This is a genomic window from Fischerella sp. PCC 9605 (assembly GCF_000517105.1).
Classification (GTDB): Bacteria; Cyanobacteriota; Cyanobacteriia; order Cyanobacteriales; family Nostocaceae; genus PCC9605.
The window spans coordinates 635,694-658,122 of the sequence record NZ_KI912148.1 but is presented as its reverse complement, the minus strand read 5'-3'; the positions used below and the strand labels follow the sequence as shown (position 1 = coordinate 658,122).

The following is a 22,429-nucleotide window of genomic DNA, read 5'->3' as shown; positions in this document are numbered from 1 at the left end:
CAAGTCAAAAGTTAAAAGTCAAAAGTCAAAAGTTAGTGGTTGGTGGTTAGTGGTTAGTGGTTAGTGGTTAGTAGTTAGTGGTTTTTAACTATGCCCAATGCCCAATGCCCAATACCCAATACCCAATGCCCGATGCCCGATGCTTACTCTCCCCATCTCATCTCGATCGCTCCCAGATCCAGTCTTGCAAAATCGGATTTACTAACTCAGGAGCTTCATCTTGAGGACAATGTCCTACGCCTTCTAAAGGTATAAACTTGTGCACTTGTGGAAAGTTGGCTAACTCTCTACCTAACTGTATTGGTTCCCAAGGGTCAGCTGTTCCCCACAAAATAATTGCTGGACAGGGTAGTTGAGGTAAAAGGTCTTCGGGTAGAGGCCCTTGAGAATAAGATGTAAAAGCAAGAAATACTGCTGCTGCTCCTGGATCGCTGGCTGGAGAAGTGAGAATATCAACCAACTCTTCTGTTACTGCTGTGGAATTGGCATAAGCTTTCAAAAGAATTTGCCGCACTGTTTTCGGTTTGGCAACTCTCTTAAAAAAGAACTCGCCAATTGGTTTAAAAGATAGTACGCGCTGCAAAAGAGGCGCTCCCACACGACGATGCCAGGGTAAATTTTTGCGTTTGCGATCGTGTAACAAGCGCAGGGAACAGTTGAGCAACGCTACTCCTAAAGCAATCTCAGGGTTGCTCACGGCTGCTTGCATAACTACAATACAGCCAATGGAATTACCAACTAAAAAAGCAGGCTCTCCGACCACTTCACGGCAAAAATCTGCTAACTGTTGTCCCCAAGTTTCAATTGTATAGGCAATACTTTCACCGGGTTTGGGTTTAGCTGAAGCACCAAAGCCGATTAAATCAATCGCATAAACACGACAATTTTCTGCTAGCGCAGGCATATTTTTCCGCCAATGCCACCAGGAAGCTCCAAAGCCATGTACTAAGACAACAGCTGGCCCAGCACTTCCTTGGGACTGATAGCAAATGGAAAAGCCTTGCCAAATCCAGGTTTTTGTCGGAGTAAGAGCGATCGCAGAAGTGGAGGAGGTCATAGGTCTTTTATCAATCAAAGTCTTAAATATAGAAAGTAGAAGTAGATATTTGTGTCTTTATTGTGACTAAACTTTACAAAAATTCAAGTTCAATATCTTCCGAAGCTAAGTCAAAAGTTACAAAAAAGAATCAGCAGCTCTTTTTACTTGTTTTGACTTTGTCTTTAAATACCATTGTCCCATTTCTGTAAGAAGTCTCGCGCCTAGAGAGTCTTCTGCTTCTTGATTAAGGTGCTGTACTGACTACTGAAATGAAGTCAATTTGAGAAGTCACAACTTTATGTCATTTATACAGATTATTTGTTATGTCTACACAAACTTTTATTTCTGTAATAGTATTTTTAGGTTACGAGACTGCTGATACTTATAATACTTCTATTCTAGTAATATCGCTTATACACCAATCAGCTAGAAGTACCTACCCTCAAAGCTGTGAAAACATTCATATACAATTTTAGACGCTTCTCATCAAGTAGGATATTACAATGGGAAATTAAATCAAAAATCAGAATCTAAGTTGATATTTATTCCTTGCTTCCATCGAATACATACAACAGATGTGTAAAGTTTCTGTGGAATAAATGTTAGAAGTTATTACATACAAGGAGAGTTGCTCGGTGATAGTGAGTTTATACTCGCCTTGAGTAAAAAACACAGGTAATATCATTAATGAGCATGAAAAATAGCAAGTAAATTAAATTGGATGGAAAGAGTAATTGAAGCTGTTTCAGCAAAGCAAAAAAAAGTTGTTATGACCATCAATTTAGATAGCATCCCTCCTACCTAAATTTTTGAGGTTCGCACACTAGAGGCAAAAGATTTAGAATGATGTGATTTGATTTATTTTTTCGCAGCGTCTCTGTGAAAATGACGATATAATTATTTATAATGTAATAAATTTAGCACAATTCTTAGATTCAGTAGTTTTACAATTTACAACAGCCAAATTGGTCTATAAAATAATTGATTATTAAATATCCGCAAGATAGTGAGTGGGGAACTAAAGAATAACAGAATCAACCCAAATTTAACTATATTTTCTTCTAGTTCCTGCGAGTCAGAGAAGATGAATATACTAGAAACAATTGATACTCCCATAGGAAGCTACGCACCAGATTTTGAACTGCCAGGAATTGACGAGCAAGTACACCATCTGAGCCGCTATCTAGAAAAATTCCGTGCAGTCGGCGTCATTCCCATGTCTAATTGCTGTTCTTATGTAAAATTATATCTAGAAAGGCTCAAAAATATTCAAGCTGAGTTTCATGAACAAGGTTTCACACTGATTGGTTTGAATGGCAATGATGCTAGTCAGCTACCAACAGAAAGCTTTGAAAACATGAAAGCTTTTGCAAAGTCAAACAAGTTGAACTTCCCCTACCTATGGGACTCTACCCAAGACGTAACTCGCAGTTTTGGTGTGAGCAAAACACCAATGGCTTTCTTAATAGATAAAGATGGCGTAGTCCGCTACAAAGGACTAATTGATGATAACCCTCAAAATCCGTTAACCGTGCGAGGACATTATTTGAAAACAGCGATCGCATTGCTGTTCAAAGGTCAAAAAATTTACCCTACAGAAACTCAACCCGTAGGTACTGCTTTGGTGTGGCGTAAATAGAGACAGATAGTCACAGTACTGTTATCTTAAATTGGAGGTAATTGCATAATTTTTGATAAAGCGTAACTTCATGGGAACAAATTACCGACGGGTTTTACTTAAACTGAGCGGTGAGGCCTTGATGGGCAACATGGGCTATGGAATTGATCCAGAAGTGGTAAAAGAAATAGCCGCAGAAGTAGCAGAGGTGGTAGCCACAGGTGTTCAAATTGCCATCGTCGTTGGCGGAGGCAATATATTTCGTGGCGTCAAAGCGGCGTCGGCGGGGATGGACAGGGCAACCGCTGACTACATTGGCATGATTGCCACGGTAATGAATGCCATGACACTACAAGACTCGCTGGAACGCATAGGGGTACAGACGCGGGTACAAACCGCGATCGCCATGCAAGAATTAGCCGAACCATATATTCGTCGTCGTGCCATCCGTCACCTAGAAAAGGGGCGGGTGGTAATTTTTGGTGCGGGTTCTGGCAATCCTTTCTTCACCACCGATACCACTGCTGCCTTGAGGGCGGCAGAAATTGAAGCCGAAGTAATTTTCAAAGCTACTAAGGTAGATGGGGTGTACGATGCCGACCCCCACATTTATCCTGATGCCAAACGTTACAATACTTTGACTTATGGACATGTTTTAGCAAAAGATTTGCGGGTAATGGACAGTACCGCGATAGCCTTATGTAAAGAAAATAATATCCCAATTCTCGTCTTTGACTTAAGCGTGCGGGGTAATATCCACCGTGCAGTCATGGGAGAATCTATCGGCACCCTTGTGGGAGGTTCTTGTGAAATTAGCTGAAGCTGAGAGTACGATGCAAAAGACTGTTGAGGCGACTCAACGAGCTTTTAACACAATTCGCACTGGTCGCGCTAACGCGAGTTTACTAGATAAGGTGAATGTGGAATACTACGGTACTCCCACACCTTTGAAATCACTGGCAAATATCAGCACGCCGGATGCTACAACGATCATGATTCAGCCCTACGATCGCAGTACCTTAAACATGATCGAAAAGGCGATTTCCATGTCGGATGTGGGTTTAACCCCTAACAACGACGGTTCTGTCATCAGGCTGAACATTCCGCCGCTGACGAGCGATCGCCGGAAAGAATTGGTAAAAGTTGCTGCTAAGTATGCTGAAGAAGGACGCGTTGGTATTCGTAATATCCGCCGCGATGCCTTAGAAACCATTCGCAAAATGGAAAAAAACTCCGAGATCTCTGAAGATGAAGCACGCGACCAGCAAGATAAATTACAAAAACTGACCGACAAATACACTGCCAGAATCAACGAATTACTGGCAGAAAAGGAAAAAGACATCACAACTGTCTAAAACAGTAAGGGCGGGTTTACCTAGTAAATTGCTTTATGAGCTTGGAAGCAATATCGGGTTAAACTTGCCCATACAGGAGTGAAGAGTTGGGAGTGATGAATTGAACTCTTTACTCATTGCTCTTAACTCTTATTACTCGCTCTAAAAGCCAGGTGTATCTATACTGATATTCCTGCACTTGACAATATCTAAATGCCCAAGTCTTGCTTTTATAGTTGGTCAGCATAGGCATTTTATAATTTATTCCGTGATTTGGGTGTAGTGAATCCACAGGACGTTTATTCTCAAAGATCATCCACTTACTGAAGCGGAAATATTTACTAAAACTTTAAGTTTTATCTTAAACGCTTGGTGAAAAATTTGCGATAAGTGGAACTAACAAATTGTAGTTTAGTAACGGTCATGTGGAAATAGATAACTTATACACAATCAAAAAAAACATAAAAACTACGAAAAATTATGGACAGCTTGGCAACAAAAACACGTAATAACAAGGTATCAAAAAGTAAAATCATTAAAAAAGTTTTTTTAAATACCAAGATTTACAGATGAAATTAGTTGGTTAAGAAGAATTATTCAGATAATATATACAATTTCAACAAAAAGCTGTGAAATTTTGGGCAGCAAACCCCCAAATTAAGTTAAATTTTGGTGACACTGTCTAAGCGTAGAGCCGAAAACTCAACAATTAACTCATTCAGGAACGAAAATTCAGACTTATGTACGATTGCATCATCGTCGGTGCCGGACCAGCTGGTGGAACAGCGGCATATCACTTAGCCAAACAGGGACGTTCTGTATTAATACTGGAAAAAGAATCTCTGCCAAGATATAAACCCTGTGGTGGTGGGGTGTCGCCGGCGATCGCTGAATGGTTCGACTTTGACTTTAGCCCAGCAATTTCTATCAAGGCCGACACAATTCGCTGCACGTGGAAAATGGGCGATCCAGTAGAAGCGAAACTACAAACCCCCGAACCAGTATGGATGGTACGGCGAGATGTTTTTGACCATTTCCTAGTTCAGCAAGCACAAAAACAAGGAGCAGAGCTAAAAGATAACACGGAAGTCACAGGCATTGAGTTTAAAAGTGACCATTGGCAAGTTAATACAGCGAACGATTCAGTAACAGGTCGTTATTTAATTGCTGCTGACGGTGCGAAGGGTTCAATGGCAAAATGGTTAGGCTTCAAAGAACGCAAACGCCGCCTAGCAGGAGCGTTAGAAGCCGAAGCACCAGCCAAAGTGGAAAACGGTAATGTTGCCAACTTTGAGTTTGGTATGGTGAAAAACGGCTACCTCTGGAATTTTCCCAAAGCAGATGGTTATTCCATTGGTGTTGGTACTTTTATCGGTGGTGAACCACAGGACTTCAAGAAAATTTTGGATGAGTATGGCAACTCTTTTGGTGTGGATGTAAAAACTTGCAAGCAGTATGGCCATGCTCTTTGTTTGTGGAATGGCGAGCAAAAGTTGCACACCGAAAATGCTGTTTTGGCAGGAGAAGCAGCTTGTGTAGTCGATCCTTTTACCGCAGAAGGTATTCGTCCCTCTATTTTTAGTGGCTTAAAAGCATCACAAGCCATTAACAAAGCCCTCGCTGGTGACATTAACGCTTTAGAAAAATACTCCGAGATCATTAATGCAGAATGGGGTAGTGATATGGCTTGGGCGCAAAAATTAGCCGGCCTGTTTTATCGTTTTCCTGGTGTTGGTTATAAAGTTGGTGTCAAGCGCCCCTCTGCACCTCAAACTATGGGTAAAATTCTGTGTGGGCAACTGCGCTACGGAGATGTAGCCGGTCGTGCCATCAAGCGTTTAACTCCTTTTGGTGGTTAGTCAATGGTCATTAGTCATTGGTCATTGGTCATTGGTCATTGGTCATTTGTAACGAATGACACTTAGTTTTAACCAGAAACTAAAGTTTGGGCTAAAAGTTAAAACGAGTTTTAACGGGTTGAAAAGCTCATCTAGTAAGCTAATCGCATACTTTAGCTTGAAGCTGGAAATAGATTTTAAGGTTATTAAGTAAGTAACATTCGTTATTAGTAGCTATTAGACCTCTTGCACGAATCAAAAAATCAGGATTGTCATTGTGAATGTAACCTAGTGGAATAAAGAATCTCACAGATGTCTCGTTGTGCTCAACATGACATTTTAAATGTTCATGTAAGAGGTCTATTGACTAATGACTAATGACTAAAATTCATGTAATGGGTATTGGCTTAGATGGAGCCGCTGGGCTGGGGGAAAAACTTAGGCAAATAGTTGAAAATGCTACATTGCTTGTTGGCAGCGATCGCCACTTGAGTTATTTTCCCAGCCACCCAGCCAAACGTCTGTTACTCAGAGATTTTACGGAAGCAATTGCTGAAATTCGCCACGAGTTGGCGCTAGGGACTGAGGGAATTGTCGTTCTTGTTTCTGGCGATCCGCTGTTTTTTGGTTTGGGACGCTTACTATTAGCAGAACTTCCCCCAGAAGAACTGACATTTCATCCTCATCTAAGTTCAATACAGCTAGCCTTTAATCGGATCAAAGTTCCTTGGCAGGACGCCCGTGTCATTAGCGCGCACGGGCGTTCTGTTGACGAATTAATTCAAGCATTGCAGCAAGGTGTAGAAAAAATTGCCGTGCTGACAGATGGTAAGAATACCCCTAGTGCGATCGCACGTTTGCTGGAATCTCTAAATTTACCCAGTCAGTACCAGTTTTGGGTGTGTGAAAATTTGGGTGGCGATGACGAACGCATTGTAGAGACACGAAATTTTGCGTCTCTACAACATCAGGATTTTGCCCATCTGAACGTAGTGGTATTACTGCGCCAGCAACGCAATCCTCAATTAGATTTAGAGAAATTACCACTGTTTGGGATACCAGATGATTGCTTTGTGAGTTTTAGCGATCGCCCTGGTTTGATGACAAAGCGAGAAGTCCGCACGTTAGTTCTAGCAGAATTGGCACTGCGTCCCGGACAAATTATTTGGGATATTGGCGCGGGAACTGGTTCTGTCTCCATCGAAATTGCTCGCTTGTTCCCCACTGCCAAAGTGTATGCTATTGAAAAAACCGCTGCGGGTAGTTCCTTAATTTCCCGGAATTGCGAACGGTTTCAAGTTAGAAATGTCATATCTGTTCACGGGAGTGCGCCAGAAGTTTTGGAGACATTGGAGGGGAAGTGCGATCGCATTTTTATTGGCGGTAGTGGCGGTAACTTAACTGGAATTCTTGATACTTGTGCTAGTAAGTTAAATCCTGATGGCGTAATAGTTCTGGCTTTGGCTACTCTTGAGCATCTCAACACAGCTTTAGCGTGGTTTACATCTCATGCTTGGGAGTATCAACTGTTGCAAGTGCAATTATCGCGTTCTGTGCCAATTGGGCAGTTAACGCGGTTTGCGCCGTTAAACCCGGTGACAATTGTCAGTGCTACATACCCAGCCTCAGAAGTGTAGTGGTGTGGCACAGTTGAATTGGTGCATTAAGAGTAGGTTGGAAGGGCTAGGGGAAACGCGGGATGGTAAGCAAAAATGAGATGCGTTTGTCCAAAGCGTTGACCAAAAGTTTCTATGCGGCGTGTGGCAACTTCAGGTTTCATGCTTCCTACCCTTGAAAAACCTGCTCAGCAGTCAGCACCAATTCAGGAAAGGCTTTGGAAACAACGCGTTCTGCACCCCTAAACTGATTTACCTCATACTCCCCATCAACCAGACGGTAGACGGAAATAGTGGGCATTTTGGGAGAGCCAATATACCGTGCTGCGCCCAAAGCCAGATAGTCCACAATCCAGTATTCTGGTATGCCTAGCGTTTCGTAGTCATCTAGTTTTTTCAAGTAGTCATCTCTCCAATTAGTACTGACTACTTCGACCACCAGCTGCGCCGAACTACCAATAGAAATAGTTGAGTACTTTTCCCAGTAAGGGTCAATTCCAATGGTCTGTTTATCGAGAACAACCAAATCGGGTAAATCTGCTGTACCTGGTTTATCTGGTTTCACTAGAGTATTTCTAGATGTGAAGTAGGGAAGTTGTAGCCGTCGAATTTCGAGGGTAAGTTCAGCTGCAATAAAGCTGCAAATTACTTCATGTTGACCCACCGGACGCACTTCTACAATTTCCCCCTCAAACAGTTCATAGCGCCCCCCGTCTTCAGGGTACAATTCTAAAAATTCTTCAAAGGTTAGTGACTTAGATATAGCTTGAATCATAATACAGTTATTTGTATCACAGCCTATACCCTAATTTTGCATGGCTTCCCCGACCCCGCAACACATCTATAACCCCATCCAACCCCTGACGACTAAAATCAAACATTGGCACTAAAGGGGCAATTTCACCTGCTGTTGTGCCAAACCAGCGCTCTTTTGCCATCGGGTTCAGCCATGCTATGTAACGCGCTTTTTGTTTCAACTGGTTGAGAAATTTTTCGGTTAGCTCCAACCTTTCCAAGCTCAAACCACCTCGTGCCGCCCCAGCATCGCTAAAAATCAATACTCTGAACAAATTCTTCCGAAACTCTAGAAATTTTAGAAAATATTAAATTAAGTCGAATAATCAGACTACCCAAATTTTTCTTAGCAAATTATGACTCATCCCTTCTTGGAACGCTTGCACAGTCCCGATCGCCCTGTTATTGTTTTCGACGGTGCGATGGGAACTAACCTGCAACTGCAAAACCTCACTGCTGAAGATTTCGGCGGGCCGGAATATGAAGGTTGTAACGAGTACCTCGTTCACACTAAACCTGAAGCCGTGGCGAAGGTTCACCGCGATTTTCTCGCTGCGGGTGCAGATGTGATTGAGACTGATACTTTTGGTGGTACATCGATTGTATTGGCAGAATATGACCTCGCCGACCAAGCATATTACCTTAACAAAACAGCCGCAGAACTTGCAAAGCGCGTCGCGGCAGAATTCTCGACTCCAGATAAACCCCGGTTTGTGGCTGGTTCGATGGGGCCGACAACAAAACTGCCAACTTTGGGACACATCGATTTTGACACGATGAAAGATGCCTTCGCCCAACAAGCAGAGGCGCTGTGGGATGGTGGGGTTGATTTATTTATTGTCGAGACTTGTCAGGATGTGTTGCAAATCAAAGCGGCGCTGAATGGTATTGAAGAAGTCTTTGCCAAAAAAGGCGATCGCCGTCCTTTGATGGTTTCTGTCACGATGGAAACGATGGGGACAATGCTAGTTGGTACGGAAATTAACGCCGTGCTGACTATTTTGGAACCTTATCCAATAGACATTCTCGGTCTGAACTGTGCCACTGGCCCAGACCTGATGAAACCACATATCAAGTATCTTTCAGAACATTCTCCTTTCGTAGTTTCCTGTATACCTAACGCAGGTTTGCCGGAGAATGTCGGCGGACAAGCACACTACCGCCTGACACCGATGGAATTACGGATGTCATTGATGCACTTTGTTGAAGATTTGGGTGTCCAAGTAATAGGGGGTTGCTGTGGGACACGTCCAGAACACATTCAACAATTAGCAGAAATCACCAAAGAACTGAAGCCGAAAATCAGACAGCCTCAGCTAGAACCAGCAGCGGCGTCAATTTACAGTATTCAGCCTTACGAACAAGATAATTCCTTCTTAATTGTCGGTGAACGCTTAAACGCCAGTGGTTCCAAAAAGTGCCGCGAATTGCTGAATGCGGAAGATTGGGATGGACTGGTGTCAATGGCAAGGGCGCAACTAAAAGAAGGCGCGCATATCCTGGATGTGAACGTAGATTATGTGGGACGTGATGGCGTGCGGGATATGCACGAATTGGTTTCTCGCATTGTCAATAATATTACACTTCCCTTGATGCTCGACTCCACGGAATGGGAAAAGATGGAGGCGGGTTTAAAAGTCGCCGGAGGTAAGTGTATTCTCAACTCCACCAATTATGAAGACGGAGAACCCCGTTTCTTAAAGGTGTTGGAGTTAGCGAAAAAGTACGGTGCTGGTGTAGTAGTTGGTACTATCGATGAAGAGGGGATGGCGCGGACTGCTGAGAAAAAGTTTGAAATTGCCCAACGCGCCTATCGTCAAGCTCTAGAATACGGTATCCCGTCCCATGAAATCTTTTTCGATCCGCTGGCATTACCAATTTCCACGGGTATTGAAGAAGACCGCACCAACGGCAAAGCCACAATCGAAGCAATCCGTCGCATTCACCAAGAATTGCCAGGATGTCATATTATTCTCGGTGTTTCTAACGTTTCCTTTGGTTTGAACCCAGCAGCGCGGATTGTGCTGAACTCGATGTTTTTGCATGAAGCGATCGCGGCGGGTATGGATGCGGCGATCGTTAGCGCTAGCAAGATTTTACCACTGTCGAAGATTGAGGAAAAGCATCAAGAAGTCTGCCACCAGTTGATTTACGACGAACGCAAATTTGAAGGCGATGTCTGCGTTTATGACCCCTTGGCAGAACTAACTACAATGTTTGAAGGGGTGACAACGAAACGCGACAAAGGCGTCGATGAAAGTCTCCCCATCGAAGAACGTCTCAAGCGTCACATCATCGACGGCGAACGTATTGGTTTAGATCAAGCACTTGCCGAAGCGTTAAAGAAATATCCTCCTTTGGATATTATCAACGTCTTCTTGCTCGATGGCATGAAAGTAGTAGGTGAGTTGTTCGGTTCTGGACAAATGCAGCTACCTTTTGTGTTGCAGTCAGCCGAAACCATGAAAGCGGCGGTGGCGTACCTCGAACCCTTCATGGAAAAATCAGAAGCTGGTGATGATAACGCCAAAGGTACATTTATTATCGCCACTGTCAAAGGCGATGTTCACGACATTGGCAAAAACTTGGTGGATATCATCTTGTCCAACAACGGTTACAAGGTGATTAACCTGGGGATTAAGCAGCCGGTGGAAAGCATTATCGAGGCTTACCAAAAACACAAGGCTGATTGTATTGCCATGAGTGGGTTGCTGGTGAAGTCCACCGCCTTCATGAAAGAAAATTTGGAGGTATTTAACGAAAAGGGAATTACTGTACCCGTAATTTTGGGTGGTGCGGCGCTGACTCCCAAGTTTGTCTATGAAGATTGTCAGAATACTTACAAAGGTAAGGTGATATATGGCAAGGATGCATTCTCTGATTTGCACTTCATGGATAAATTAATGCCAGCGAAAACGGCTGGTAAGTGGGATGATGTGAAGGGCTTTTTGGATGAACTTGCTGAAACTGCGGAAGTATCAGGAAATGGTCACAAACAGCCAGTAGCGGAAGCAGTGGAAGAACAAGCACCCCCAGAACCTCAAGTTGTCGATACCCGTCGTTCGGAAGCGGTAGCGGTAGATATCGAACGTCCGACACCGCCTTTCTGGGGAACGCAGCTGTTACAGCCGAGTGATATTCCTCTGGAGGAGGTATTTTGGTACTTGGATTTGCAAGCTTTGATTGCGGGACAGTGGCAATTCCGCAAGCCGAAGGAGCAATCTAAGGAAGAATATCAGGCTTTCTTGAATGAGAAGGTGTATCCGATTTTGGAGGAGTGGAAGCAGCGAATTATTGAGGAGAATTTGTTGCATCCACAGGTGATTTATGGGTATTTCCCTTGTCAGGCTGAGGGGAATACACTGTTTATTTACCACCCTGAAAATGTAGAGACGCGCCATGGCGCGTCTCTACAACCCGTTACAAAATTTGAATTTCCTCGCCAAAAATCTCTGCGTCGTTTGTGTATTGCAGATTTCTTTGCGCCGAAGGAGTCGGGAGTTATTGATGTGTTCCCGATGCAGGCGGTGACGGTGGGACATGTTGCCACGGAGTACGCGCAGAAGTTGTTTGCTAATAACCAATACACTGACTATCTGTATTTCCACGGTTTAGCCGTGCAGATGGCGGAAGCGCTGGCTGAGTGGACACATGCTAGGATTCGCCGGGAGTTGGGTTTTGGTGCTGAGGAACCGAATAATATTCGAGATGTATTGGCACAGCGGTATCAAGGTTCGCGGTACAGTTTTGGCTATCCGGCGTGTCCGAATATCCAGGATCAGTACAAGCAGCTGGAGTTGTTGGGAACTGACAGGATTGATTTGTATATGGATGAAAGTGAGCAGTTGTATCCGGAACAGTCTACAACGGCGATTATTTGCTATCACCCGGTAGCGAAGTATTTTAGTGCGTAACCTCACCCCCAACCCCTCTCCTTAATAAGGAGAGGGGTGTCCAATAGGGCGGGTGAGGTTTTTTATTATGGGTGATTCAGCAGACTTGATATTAGTAACCCACCTTAACAAGTGCTTGTTGATCAAAGTTAGACTGAGGCGGAATTTGGGAAAGCTAAAAACATGTCTTTCACGCATAAATTTATAATATGCCAGCGATCAAAACTTTTGACCATACTACAGAAGCACTTTTTGATATTTTGCGATCGCACGTTATAGATCCAACGACTCTACGAACAGATAATTTTGAGGTTTTCTTCCAAGCGAGACACAAAGCATTACTTAATCGAATTGAAAAAGCGATGGGTAAATTTATTATATTTGATACAAATCAATTAAAAGAAGCGGAGGCATTTGAGTATGAAGAAGAATGAACTATAAATTGCTCTTGTAGAAATAATTCTGTTGTTTCTAAGTTGGCGATCGCCGCATAGCTATCAAAATTTAACATCATCGTTATGACACCCAGAAACGCGATAATAGGATTATTTGTAAAGCATCTTGGCTAAAGGATGAGTTTATTTATGGAGTCAGTGATTTCTGAACACATCGAAATCACGCCTGGTGTATGTAGTGGCAAACCGCGTATTGCTGGACATCGGATTACGGTACAGAATATTGTCATCTGGCACGAACGGTTGGGACTTTCTCCAGATGAAATAGTGTCGCAGTATCCCAGCATCACCTTAGCTGATGTGTATGCTGCATTAGCATATTACCACGACCATCTTGAACAAATCAGGCAACAAATTCGAGAAGATCAAGAGTTTGCCAAACAGTTGCAGGCGCAAACTCCTTCGCTTCTGTTACAAAAACTAGGAAATCGAAATGTCCAGAACGATTCGATTTCACCTAGATGAAAATGTCAGTAATGCCATTGCGGATGGGTTACGCCGTCGTGATATCGATGTCACTACTACCCCAGAACAAGGACTAATTTCTGTCTCGGATGAAGAACAAGTGGCGATCGCACTTGCTGAGGGTAGAGTAATTTTCACTTTCTGAACTGCCTCACCGTTAATATACTCCCAGGCTGGAGACTCATCAATAGATGGAAGTTTCAAGAATTCCTCTATGGTAGTGGCTCTTGGAACTACAATTGTCATTTCCGCAACTACCTTAATATGTACTATATAGATATTTTACCTTTAGACACGAAACGGGCTATTTTTGTTGTATTTGCTCTCTAACCCAAAGGCGAAAAGCCTTCAGCGTTGCATTTCTGCCAGTTGTTCTACTTTGCTCAAGATATTGAGGAATCACCTCAATCAGTAGAAATCTGGGAAAACTTAAGCTTTCCTGTGATTCTACATAACGTCCATCTTGCAGTACATTAATTTGTAACTTACCTTTGTCAAACCGCCACAGTTCTGGAACTTTTAGTGCTTCATAGATATTCAGATGAGTTCGGGATGTAATATCCACTTCTAGCGCTAAATCTGGCGGAAGGTCTACTGTTAAATCTAGTCGCTTCTTGCCGCGAATCCTCGCTTCGTTTTTTATATAGAAACACTGATCAGGTTCTATACCCTGAGTCATCGCTTGGTTTTTGAAAGTGGTAGAACCAAGGCATCTAAATTCAATATCTAATTCTTCCAGTAAAGCCTTGACCAAGTCACTAATAATTTCTTTATCGTCTTCATGCTCCGGCAGTGGTGTCATAATCTCCAGTATTCCCCGGTCATAGGCAATTCGTGCTGCACGGTGTTCCCCTAAATCCTCCAGAATAGTTTCAAATTCCTGCCAGCTGATATCTTGCAGCAGCACTCGTTGTCCCGGTGGAACCTGGATGCGCTTTAATTCCAACAACATCTCTCCACTCCCAGCAGTGAAAATCTAAATTTAGCTTACTTTGGTTGGCTGATACACTGCCATAATTATTGGTGCTTTATCAATGACATTATGGGATGCGATCGCATCAATACTTAACCAAGCAAATTAGTTTCACTCCGGCAAATTCTTCACTTGTAGCAAATCTAATCCCCTTGCAAATATTTCATCTATTGGCAACATTTGCCCATCAGTCGTCATAAATTTATGGTCTTTTGTGGCTCGAATCACCGAACCATCTTCCAAACAATATTCAAATACTTCTTGTTGACCGCGATTATGCCACTGAGCAATCGTTTGTGTATACACATTTCCATTGTTATCAACAGTATACACTGTGCATTCAATGCCTTTTTCCACTATTTCCCCAATCGGCAAAAATCCATACTCTACCGTCAAAATTTCTGTGTCATAACTCAAGCAATATTCAGCAAACTTCAACATTTGCTCAAACAATTCTTCGGCAATTTGTTGCTTTACACCATTTTTTGCCGCACCATCGATAAATTTCTCTCGCTGTTTTTGCATTTCGGAAACTTTCTTTTTACCCATCGCCCGACGTAGCAAATCAGCTTGACCAAGAGAATATCCAGACATATCTTGAGCAATTTTCATGATTTGCTCTTGATAAACCATAATTCCATAGGTTTCATCTAGAATTGGTTCCAAAAGAGTGTGTTCATAATCAATCTTTTCTCGACCATGTTTACGATTGATAAATTTAGGAATTAGTCCTGCATCTAATGGCCCCGGTCGATAAAGCGCCAATATAGAAGAAATATCTTCTATATTGGAAGGCTTCAAATCTCGCACTATCTGGCGCATTCCCGATGATTCTAACTGAAATACACCTTCTAACTCACCAGCTTCCAATAATTCATAGGTCTTTTTGATATCATGAGGTAGTTTGGCAGTTTCTCCACCTTTGGCTAATATTTTTTGAGCTTTTCTTTCCTGAGCAGTAATTACATAAGGATCGATTTTAAATCCGTGGTTATCTTCAATTAACTCGATGGTTTTCTGAATCATTGTCAGGTTCTTTAAACCCAGAAAATCCATCTTTAACAAACCCAGAGATTCTAAATCTTCCATAAAATACTGGGTAATCACAGAACCATCATTATTTCTTTGTAATGGCACAATTTCATCTAATGGTTCAGAAGAAATCACTACACCCGCTGCGTGCACACCAAAGGTTTTGTTAGTCCCTTCAATCCGAATCGCCATATCTACCCAGTGGCGGACTCTGGGATCGCTTTCGTATTTAGCCTTAAATTCTGGTTCTGGCGTTTCCTCAGAAATCATCTTTTTAAGTGGCGCTGGTTTACCCCGCGATACAGGAATCAACTTCGCCATTTTGTCTGCTTCCCCGTAGGGAATATTTAATACTCTCGCGACATCTTTTAACACCGCTTTGGAAGTTAAGCGGTTAAAAGTGATGATTTGAGCAACTCTTTCTGTACCATATTTTTCAGTTACATAGTCTATGACTTCATCTCGTTTTTCAATACAGAAATCCGTATCAATATCAGGCATGGATTTCCGTTCTGGGTTGAGAAATCTTTCAAAGAGTAACCCGTGATGGACTGGATCAATGTTGGTAATTCCCATTGTGTAGGCTACTAAAGAACCAGCAGCAGAACCACGTCCTGGCCCAACGGGAATATCATGATCTCTAGCAAATTTGATGTAGTCCCACACAACTAAAAAGTATGTGGAAAAACCCATCTGCTGAATCATTTTTAGTTCATATTCTAGTCTCTCTTTGTAAACTAAATCGATTTCGTTGCGAGATTTGCGATTTAGTTTTTCTAAGAGTCCTTGCCAAGCAATTTCTTCTACGTAAGTATCAGGAGTGTGACCGGATGGAATAGGGTAATTAGGGATGCGAGGTTCACCGAGAATATTATACGGTTCGACTTTATCTGCAACTTCTACAGTATTTGCTACTGCTTCTTCAATTACGTCTTCTGGCAAATGATCGCGAAATAGCTGCTTCATTTCTTCAGCGGATTTAAGATACTCTGTACCGCTGTAACGCATCCGGTTATCTTCAATAATCAATTTGCCTGTTTGAATACACAACAATGCGTCGTGCGCTTCGACGTCGTAACAAGAAATATAATGAGAGTCATTTGTAGCGACAAGCTTAATACCTAACTCCCGAGCAATTCTGACAATTTCTACATTAACAATTCGGTCTTCTGGCGACCCGTGATCTTGAATTTCTAGATAATAATCATCTCCAAATACATCTTTGTACCATTGAGCAACTCTGCGGGCAGCATCTAGTTTACCAGCTAGAATTGCTTGGGGTACTTCTCCACCTAAACAAGCACTGGTGACTATCAAATCTTCATGATGTTCTTTTAGTAAGTCTTTACTAATACAAGGACGAGAAAAAATTCCTTTGCCTTGTACACCTTGGAGGTGAGAAATTGATGTTAATTTGACTAAATTTTTATAGCCTTTAGTATTTTTTGCTAAAACAACTTGATGATAACGGGGACGGCGTTCTTGTTTGGTGATATCGCCGTTAATAATATACATTTCGTTGCCAATAATTGGCTTGATATTCTTGCTGCGGCAGATTTTAATTAGTTCGATCGCACCGTACATGACACCATGATCTGTGAGGGCGATCGCTTTCATGCCCAGTTCGATGGCGCGATCTACCAATTCTGGCAGTTGACTGGCACCATCCAAGAGACTGTAATCACTATGAATATGCAACGGAACAAAAGACATATGCCTTTCCTACCACAAGCGAACAACATCAGCGTTTTCCATTAAACTACACCTGCTGAGTCTCTAAATGCAGGAGTAAGAAAATTTTGCTTTTGGAAGGAAAGCGATCGTTGGAAACCACCCTGATTAAAACTCAAACCACTTCATTGCCATTGTCACACCAGCACCAGAGGCACCACTCACAAACCGTTAATTCTATTGTAGACAGCGAGTAAGATACAAACTGAGGTTTAGGAATATAACTTTGGAACTTCTCGCGGTTCAAGCTAAGCGGTGAAGTGTTGCTTATTGTGATTAATAATAATATTGAGAGACATACCTTTCATATATGTACAAATATACGATAGTAGGGCGTATATAAACACAACTATGCCGAGCATTTCTAGGAATTCTTCTATAGTCGTTAATATACTATATGTGTACTGCCGACCGTAAAAATTTACATAGTAACCATTTATCATTTCTATACCTATTGTACCGCTGATGAAGACTGTTCCCGCAATTAAAGATAGGCGTCGTGTTTTGGCAGGAAGAGCAGCAATAAATCGCCAAAATGCCAGCAAGCAAATGAGTACGAAAATAGCACCAGGTATAACCCAAGCGTAGTAAAGAAAGCCACTTGTTTTTAGAATCTTTCGCAGTGGCTCTATTAATTTTTCATGCAAGCTGATAAATTCATCCAAAGACAGGAATACAAAGATGATTGATAAGGCTTTCCAGTAGCGGAAATAGCTATCATCAGCTATTTTCTTGGCATATGCAATGATAAAAAGAAGAAAAGAACAAAATAGTAAAGCATACGCAGAGTATAGAGCAGGGATATTTTGTTCGCCGTCAACGTTAAATAGCTCTGCAAAAAATCCTCTGGAAGGATAGTCAGGTAAGAAGTACAAAGTAAACTGTCCGGCAAGACTGACTATGCAAAGACCTATTATCAGTAACAGCAGGAAGCGTAAGGTATTTTTGGGAGAGATATACACTTGTAAATTATTAAGTATTAAATTCAGTGTTTCTGTCTGATTAAATTTTTCATTTAATTTGACATTTTGCCGAGTATTATCTTTCTGAACAAGCTGTCTTGTATCAGCTAATGCTAGTTGTTGCAAGTCTACCTTTTCCATGAAAAAGTCAATTGTTTGCTGTTCAATCCAGCCATGCATTGTGAAAATCTCTTCCAAAGATCTGTCTGAAAAATTTTGTTCGTCAAGTGCTATTTCTAATTGATTTGAGGTTAGCAGACCTGCCTCAACTAAACACTTTCCCAAAAGCTTTTGCCTGCATCTGTTGGTATGTGATTCGGTCATGAATATTACAATACTCCATTTATAAATCTTTATATGTACACAAAACAAAGCTTTTTGTATACGCAAATTTACTTACGTATACGCTTAGTTTGATATAGGTAAAATCTAGGTTAACTATAGATTAACTTAAAATTAATAAAGTTTATTTAAAGATTAAGTAAAACATAGTGCTCCGTACTTATCAAAATCCTTAGCAATTTCAATAAAATTGCAGGAACTCATCTATATACAAGTAAAAAAATATACTGTTTTTTAAATTAACAACTTTAACTTCACGCAGCGGCTTCTAAGAAAAGCCTGCAATAGCATGGATGATTACAGATTTGTTCAAGTAGGCTGTGAAATTTCTGGAGTCGTGTTTCAATGGATGCAATGCCTCAGTCTTCATCTAGCAATGAACGAAACAGATAGTATCGATCAGCCTGAAATCAAACGCCGTCCTTGGTGGCAGAGAGTACCGCTCACGTTGCAAATTGTCATCGCACTGATTCTAGCAATAGCAGTAGGAATTGCACTGGGTGGAGGAAATCCCAGCTCAGCCAACGAAGCTCTAATTAAGAACTTGGCAATTCCCGCAGAATTGGTACTTAAGGCTCTCCGCGCCCTAGCTCCACCACTGATTTTGGTGGCAGTGCTACATACTTTTATGACGGCAAACATTCCCGGTACAGCAGGACGGCGCTTGGCGGTACTACTGTTTACCAATACTACAGTAGCAATACTGATTGGACTTTTAGTAGCAAACGTCCTGCATCCTGGTACTTGGGGGCGTTTGACTGTTCCAGGAGGTACAACAACATCAGCAGAGCAAAAATTCGACCCGTGGGGACTAATTCAAGATGCTGTACCAAAAGCTATCCTTGAGCCGTTGGTAAATAACAACGTCATCCAGTTGATTGTGATTGCCCTGTCTTTTGGTATCGTCCTGCGTGCGATCAAATCAGAGATGGTGGCTCAAGGTAAGAATAGCTACCAACCCATTGAAGACGTGATTTCGATTTTGTTTGAGGCGGTAATCCGTATCCTCAATTGGGTGATTGCTTTAGTACCCTTGGCAGTTTTTGGGATCGTTGCTTCGACAGTTGCTAAAGAAGGTTTCGAGCCGTTTATATCTTTGGCAGCGTTTATTGTGGCGGTGCTAATAGCCCTGGCGTTGCAAGCTTGCTACTATCTCACTAGAGTTAACTTTGGTTCTTGGGTGAAACCGTTGAATTTCTTGCGTGGCGGTTCCGATGCCTTTTTGATGGCTTTTTCTACATCTTCTTCAGGGGCGACTATGCCCGTCACCTTTGAAGTTTTGCAAGAAAAAATTGGCTTGCGAGAATCTTCTGCTGCTTTGGGATCGTTAGTTGGGGCAAATTTCAACAATGATGGCACTGCCCTTTACGAAGCAATGTCTGCATTGTTTATCTCTCAAGTGCTGGGACAACATTTAAATATTGGGCAGCAATTTCTTGTCATTCTCACCTCAATTTTTGCCTCGGTGGGTGCAGCTAATATTCCCAATGCGGGACTGGTGACAATGACACTCGTATTCACTTCGGTTGGTTTGCCCACTCAGTATATTGCCGTGCTTGTAACTGTAGACTGGTTTTTGGATCGCTGCCGCACTGCAATTAATGTGATGGGAGATATGACTGTCAGTGCTTTACTTGATGGTAAAAAGCCTCATTCTCAAGGCAAGTTTTAAATTTAATCAAGAGTCAATAATTCAAAGTCAAGAATTCATAGTCTCTAGTCTCGAGTTTAAACTCATAATGTTTTGACTCTTGACTCTTGAACGGCAGGTGCTTTATGCCGGGAGACCATGCGCGGCATAAAGCACCTGCCTTAACCCGCCCTGCGCGCGTCTACATGGGGAGAACCCCCTTTGGAGCGCGCTCGCTGCCTCACCACCGGACTGCCTCCTCTTGACTCTTGATTTTTTAACTCTATGACTCTTTAGTTTGAATAAGGTCGTTTGGCATCACAATCTCTAGTCCAACACCTTTTGAGAAGTCCAACTCTGTAGAGATGAGCGAAGCGGCGGGGATTTAATACCAATTTGGTATTTGAGTTAAATAAGGGCTGGTTGAGATATTGCAACAGAGGAAATTTAAGTTTGGTGTGTTTTGGAGTCATAGGAGCAGGACAATACTATTAGATAAAACTTCACGGCAGTAGACGGCATCTTGTATTTAAAAGGTGCCTGTCACTTATTTCCTAGTTAAACCGTACACAATGTATATTCAATTGTCCTTGGGACAATTGCGGAAAATTTGGCGAACCGATCGCCAAATCTAGTATGTTAATTTTTTATAGGTTTTTCAAATAAGTATTTATATTTATAAAGTAACATCAACATATGCGAATATCAGGTAAACTTACTGTCTCTTCTAATTTGGTAGACTCAATCCGGAATTCTTCAGATGATTTTAGTGGGGGCTTTATACCCCTACACTCTTTCTTCTGTGATTTGCAGCCTGCGTGAGCAAAGATTCCGCAAAGGCGATCGCTTCTTGGGCTGATTTACCACCTGCTAGTTGAGCCAGTTCTTCTCGACGTTTGGTTAAGTTATCTAAGGTAGTAATACGCACAACGGTACGTTCTTCTGGATGTCCGTTATGTTCTTTTTTACCCTTAACTTTATTGATCACTTGCTTGTCTACGCGAAAATGCCGATCTGCCATTGCGGCAACCAAGGGCTGGTGAGTAACACACAATACTTGGTGAAATTGACTGAGTTGGTGTAATTTTTCGGCGATCGCCTGTGCTACCCGCCCCGAAACGCCGACATCAATTTCATCAAATACTAGCGTCCCTGTTGCATCTGCTTGGGAAAAACAAGCTTTCAGGGCTAGCAAAAACCGACTCATTTCCCCACCAGAGGCAATTTCTGACAAAGGTTGTAGCGGTTCTCCTGGATTGGGACTAAACATAAATGTAATTTTGTCTGCTCCAGCAGCAGTGGGAAAAGTTGGTACAATCTCCACTTGAAACTGTACCTTTTCCATAGCTAAGGGTTTTAATTCCCTAATTAGTTTGGCTTCTAATTTAGCTGCGGCGGTGCGACGCAACTGACTCAACTGGTGGCAAGCTTGAGTAAGCTTAGCCAAACACTCCGCCTCTTGTGTTTCTAGACTTTCAATAGATTGTTCGCTGTCATTCAGTTCAGCTAATTCCGCTTGGATACGCTGGTAGTAGTCAATTACCTCAGCCAGCGTCGGCCCATACTTGCGGCAAATTTGCTTTAATTCTCGAATGCGTTCTTCTACTTCTTCTAATCGCTGCGGATCTGCCTCCAAACTTTCTCCATAGGCGTTAATTTGCCTTGCTACTTCCGCTACAGTTGCCTGAGCATCCCTCACCAAATCTAACAACGTTTGCAACTGGGAATCGTATTCTACCATGTCACTTAATGTTACTTCGCTGTCTCCCAGCAAATCTGTCGCGGTTGGGGTTTCATCGTCGTTTTGGTACAAAGCTTGGTATACTTTGTAACTCATCTGTTGGAGTTCAACAACATGATTCAGGCGTTGGTGTTCTTGCTGGAGTTGCTCTAGTTCATCAGGATCGCTAAGGTTGATGTCCCCGAGTTCCTTGACTTGATAGGATAGTAAATCTAGTTGTTGCAGGCGTTCCCGTTCTGATGTCCGGCGTTTTTCTAATGTCTGATGTGCTTGTTGGTAGGCGCTAAAAGCAGTGGCGACTTCTTGTCGCTGCTGCAACAGAGATTCTCCACCATACACATCTAACCAATCGCGAATTTGAGCAGACTGTCCGACTAAGACTGTTTGACCTTGAGCAGTAATTTCTACCAAGCGATCGCGCAGTCCTGACATCACCTGCTGATTGACTAACACTCCATTCACCCGCGATCTACTCCGTACTTTCCCAGACGAAATTGTAATTTCTCGGCTAATAACTACGGTATTTTCATCAATAGGATCGATTTCCTGTTCAGTCAACCAAGCTACTAAGGCAGAATTAGAGGAGAAAGTTGCTTCTACCATTGCCCTACTTGTGCCAGTGCGAACCACGCGACTAGAAACTTTTCCGCCTAATACCGCATCAATGGCATCCAAGATAATCGACTTCCCCGCGCCGGTTTCACCTGTCAATACATTCAATCCCAGACCAAATTCCAATTCCAGCTTGTCAATGAGGGCAAAATTTTCTATTTGCAACAGAGACAACATTGAGCTAAATTCTCCGTGAGGGCAGACGCCAGATACTTCTAACTTCAGGGACACTAGTACAGTCAGGCAGGAGGTAGGAGGCAACTGTGCTGAAGGCGTAAATACCCACTAAATTAACGTTTTGTCTCTTTGTAAGAGTTGGATAATTGTAGCCGTGATGTACTAGCGATCGCCTT

General features: G+C 42.4%; 17 protein-coding genes. 10 read left to right on the top strand and 7 right to left on the bottom strand.

Going from position 1 to position 22,429, the window contains the following annotated elements:
* Positions 1 to 157: 157 nt before the first annotated feature.
* A complete protein-coding gene (locus FIS9605_RS0105270; protein ID WP_026731645.1) occupies positions 158 to 1,057 on the bottom strand; it encodes an alpha/beta fold hydrolase in 900 nt (299 codons plus the stop codon).
* A gap of 1,066 nt (positions 1,058 to 2,123) precedes the next feature.
* Here FIS9605_RS0105270 and FIS9605_RS0105260 point away from each other — a divergent pair.
* The 5 genes from FIS9605_RS0105260 (at position 2,124) to FIS9605_RS0105240 (ending at position 7,466) form a co-directional block, all read left to right on the top strand.
* Positions 2,124 to 2,678, top strand: coding sequence for a thioredoxin family protein (locus FIS9605_RS0105260; protein WP_026731644.1), 555 nt, complete (start codon positions 2,124 to 2,126; stop codon positions 2,676 to 2,678).
* Between the two features lie 70 nt (positions 2,679 to 2,748).
* Positions 2,749 to 3,477 (top strand): UMP kinase, encoded by a 729-nt coding sequence (pyrH, locus tag FIS9605_RS0105255; RefSeq protein ID WP_026731643.1) that lies wholly within the window; start codon positions 2,749 to 2,751, stop codon positions 3,475 to 3,477.
* On the top strand, positions 3,464 to 4,012 hold the full coding sequence (frr, locus tag FIS9605_RS0105250; RefSeq protein WP_026731642.1) for a ribosome recycling factor: 549 nt from the start codon (positions 3,464 to 3,466) through the stop codon (positions 4,010 to 4,012). Before pyrH ends, frr begins: the two co-directional genes overlap by 14 nt.
* A 719-nt stretch (positions 4,013 to 4,731) precedes the next feature.
* Positions 4,732 to 5,850, top strand: coding sequence for a geranylgeranyl reductase family protein (locus FIS9605_RS0105245; protein ID WP_026731641.1), 1,119 nt, complete (start codon positions 4,732 to 4,734; stop codon positions 5,848 to 5,850).
* Between the two features lie 356 nt (positions 5,851 to 6,206).
* Complete coding sequence (locus FIS9605_RS0105240; protein ID WP_026731640.1) at positions 6,207 to 7,466, top strand: bifunctional cobalt-precorrin-7 (C(5))-methyltransferase/cobalt-precorrin-6B (C(15))-methyltransferase; 1,260 nt, start codon at positions 6,207 to 6,209, stop codon at positions 7,464 to 7,466.
* 148 nt (positions 7,467 to 7,614) lie between these two features.
* On the opposite strand, the gene FIS9605_RS0105230 is transcribed toward FIS9605_RS0105240, so the two are convergent.
* Both FIS9605_RS0105230 and FIS9605_RS0105225 read right to left on the bottom strand, forming a co-directional pair.
* A complete protein-coding gene (locus tag FIS9605_RS0105230; protein ID WP_026731639.1) occupies positions 7,615 to 8,220 on the bottom strand; it encodes a Uma2 family endonuclease in 606 nt (201 codons plus the stop codon).
* Between the two features lie 16 nt (positions 8,221 to 8,236).
* Positions 8,237 to 8,515, bottom strand: coding sequence for a hypothetical protein (locus FIS9605_RS0105225; RefSeq protein WP_026731638.1), 279 nt, complete (start codon positions 8,513 to 8,515; stop codon positions 8,237 to 8,239).
* 81 nt (positions 8,516 to 8,596) lie between these two features.
* Here FIS9605_RS0105225 and metH point away from each other — a divergent pair, with 81 nt between their 5' ends.
* The 4 genes from metH (at position 8,597) to FIS9605_RS42425 (ending at position 13,198) form a co-directional block, all read left to right on the top strand.
* The gene (gene metH / locus FIS9605_RS0105220; protein WP_026731637.1) at positions 8,597 to 12,154 is read left to right on the top strand and encodes a methionine synthase; all 3,558 of its coding nucleotides are present in this window, start codon (positions 8,597 to 8,599) and stop codon (positions 12,152 to 12,154) included.
* A 188-nt stretch (positions 12,155 to 12,342) separates the two neighbouring features.
* Complete coding sequence (locus FIS9605_RS0105215; protein WP_026731636.1) at positions 12,343 to 12,567, top strand: hypothetical protein; 225 nt, start codon at positions 12,343 to 12,345, stop codon at positions 12,565 to 12,567.
* 150 nt (positions 12,568 to 12,717) lie between these two features.
* Positions 12,718 to 13,053: a DUF433 domain-containing protein gene (locus FIS9605_RS0105210; protein ID WP_026731635.1), complete on the top strand. Its 336-nt coding sequence runs from the start codon at positions 12,718 to 12,720 to the stop codon at positions 13,051 to 13,053.
* Positions 13,022 to 13,198 carry a DUF5615 family PIN-like protein gene (locus FIS9605_RS42425; RefSeq protein WP_155960363.1) on the top strand — a complete coding sequence of 59 codons (177 nt, stop codon included), beginning with the start codon at positions 13,022 to 13,024 and terminating at the stop codon, positions 13,196 to 13,198. Before FIS9605_RS0105210 ends, FIS9605_RS42425 begins: the two co-directional genes overlap by 32 nt.
* A gap of 159 nt (positions 13,199 to 13,357) precedes the next feature.
* Here the strand turns inward: FIS9605_RS42425 and FIS9605_RS0105200 are convergent, their stop codons facing one another.
* The 3 genes from FIS9605_RS0105200 to FIS9605_RS0105190 form a co-directional block, all read right to left on the bottom strand.
* Positions 13,358 to 14,005, bottom strand: coding sequence for a Uma2 family endonuclease (locus tag FIS9605_RS0105200; protein WP_026731634.1), 648 nt, complete (start codon positions 14,003 to 14,005; stop codon positions 13,358 to 13,360).
* 132 nt (positions 14,006 to 14,137) lie between these two features.
* Positions 14,138 to 16,771: a trans-splicing intein-formed DNA polymerase III subunit alpha N-terminal partner DnaE-N gene (locus FIS9605_RS0105195; RefSeq protein ID WP_026731633.1), complete on the bottom strand. Its 2,634-nt coding sequence runs from the start codon at positions 16,769 to 16,771 to the stop codon at positions 14,138 to 14,140.
* Between the two features lie 266 nt (positions 16,772 to 17,037).
* A complete protein-coding gene (locus FIS9605_RS0105190) occupies positions 17,038 to 18,075 on the bottom strand; it encodes a hypothetical protein (protein WP_026731632.1) in 1,038 nt (345 codons plus the stop codon).
* 394 nt (positions 18,076 to 18,469) lie between these two features.
* On the opposite strand from FIS9605_RS0105190, the gene FIS9605_RS0105185 reads away from it, so the two are divergent.
* A complete protein-coding gene (locus FIS9605_RS0105185; RefSeq protein WP_026731631.1) occupies positions 18,470 to 19,765 on the top strand; it encodes a dicarboxylate/amino acid:cation symporter in 1,296 nt (431 codons plus the stop codon).
* 736 nt (positions 19,766 to 20,501) lie between these two features.
* On the opposite strand, the gene recN is transcribed toward FIS9605_RS0105185, so the two are convergent.
* On the bottom strand, positions 20,502 to 22,253 hold the full coding sequence (gene recN, locus FIS9605_RS0105180; protein ID WP_026731630.1) for a DNA repair protein RecN: 1,752 nt from the start codon (positions 22,251 to 22,253) through the stop codon (positions 20,502 to 20,504).
* Positions 22,254 to 22,429: the final 176 nt, after the last annotated feature.